This window comes from Muricoprocola aceti, from assembly GCF_025567005.1.
GTDB lineage: Bacteria > Bacillota > Clostridia > Lachnospirales > Lachnospiraceae > Marvinbryantia > Marvinbryantia aceti.
Window position 1 is genome coordinate 1 of record NZ_JAOQKE010000044.1, and the last position, 1,883, is coordinate 1,883.

1 protein-coding gene is annotated in these 1,883 nt (G+C 36.9%); it reads right to left on the reverse strand.

All coding sequences use genetic code 11. The annotated features are described in order from the left end of the window. Window positions 1-612 precede the first annotated feature (612 nt). Complete coding sequence (locus tag OCV47_RS15740; protein ID WP_262655960.1) at window positions 613-1,785, reverse strand: response regulator; 1,173 nt, start codon at window positions 1,783-1,785, stop codon at window positions 613-615. Between the last annotated feature and the right edge of the window lie 98 nt (window positions 1,786-1,883).

Sequence of the window (1,883 nt, forward strand, 5' to 3'; positions counted from 1 at the left end):
CTAGCGTCAGATCTGTAGTAAAATGCTGGCGTCTATCCTCTATGATTATGGCAGATTTTCGGTGGAAGTTAAATCCACCCTGTTATTAGGCGCTTACAAAAGATGTTTCAATTCCCCACCTCATTGGGAGAAAAGCCATATGCTCTTTTCCGTACTAAATTTCAGAAAAATACAAAATTTTCAAAAAATAATTTCTTGCTACTGTAAAACATGCACCATTATGCTGGCTATGGAAATCAAATCAAGATACACTGCCATATAATGAAAATATAGAGAAGGAATACCAGAAGCTTTTGGAAACACTTCCTCTTGTTCTGGAGACAGTGTTTGCAAAAGCTTCATGTTAAGAAAAGCAGAGCAAGATTACGCAAGGAAAGCGATCATATAGAGCGGTAATGTAATTATTCCCTCTTCGCTGGTTCCTATATTTCCATCTATGAACTTATATCCATAGCGTATATCTTTATTATTTTTCATGATCGACTTTAGTGAATTTGTACGTGTATTTCCACTCTTGACCTCAATAGGAGATTACATCAATTTCTTTTTTCGTTGTCTCATTTTTATAGAAATATAACTGATAACGATGCGATTTTCCTGGTGCTCCGGCATTTATCCGTCATTTTGTTTCTGCTTTAGTTCCTTTGCCAAACATGTGTCACGTTTAATGTATTTAGCGATTGTATCAGTTAATTCCTCCATGTTAATCGGCTTGGAAATATGGTCATTCATGCCTGAATCCAGGGATTCCTGAATATCATCTATAAAAGCATTTGCAGACAAAGCTATAATTGGAATCATAACTGCATCGGATCGCTCTATACCCAAGGCTCGAATGGCTTTTGCTGCTTGGTGTCCATCCATGTTTGGCATCATAATATCCATCAAAATAAGATCGTATGTGTCTCGTGGATGATTTTTAAACAAATTCACGACTTCTTTTCCATCTGATGCGCGTGTTACGGTCATACCGGCATCTTCTAGCATTATCGTAGCAAGTTCAGCATTTAGCTCATTATCCTCTGCCATAAGAACATGAACACCTGTCAAATCTCTATGTAGAGGTTGTTTTTGTTTTTGCTCTTCTGCCTTGCTTTTCTGGTAAACATAATAGGTATATAGACAAATTAAAAGCAATACAGCTCCTGCGACTAAACCGCAGATGATGGAAATATGATTCGTCTCTTCAACCATTCCATAAGCTGATTGCATATCCATTTCAATGCAAAATACGCCAATGATTTCTCCTGTCCCATCATGATTTGCGCTTACAGGATAGCAAGCCGTAAAAATCGGACCCCATGTTGTATCAATGATATCCTGAGAGTACACATTCTCCCCAGAAATAGCCCTATCAATATACGGAACCATTTCTTCCTCAATATAATCTCCAGGGTGTCTTACATCATCCGCATCCGAATCCAAACCGTCTACCACATAAACGAGTTTTCCTTCTTCATTTTTTGTAGCGGTGTAAATATATCGAGTAGAATTCAGTGTTCTGATTTCATTGAAATATGAAGAAATATCCTTATATAATTGCTTCTTTTCATCAGATTGATCTTTGATTTGAGCAAAATCTTCTTTTCCGATTTTTCCATTCACAAGCTTATGTACTGCATCTGCACTCGCTGTATCACGCGCAATTTCTGTTTCAAGGGCGGTCTTAGTGTAAGAACTTTGCAGGATAAATGTGTACAGTGCTATTACAAAAATTATCAAAAGCCCCATAAGCACAAGGATACTACCTGTATTCTTCAGTCTAAGGAATTTCTTTTTCTTCAAATTAACTCCTAGTATAATAATGATGTAGTCAATGAAGACTACTTGATTAACAAGTTTCTATAAATCAGATAACAGAAGAGGGTGTTCTTCCTTCATCA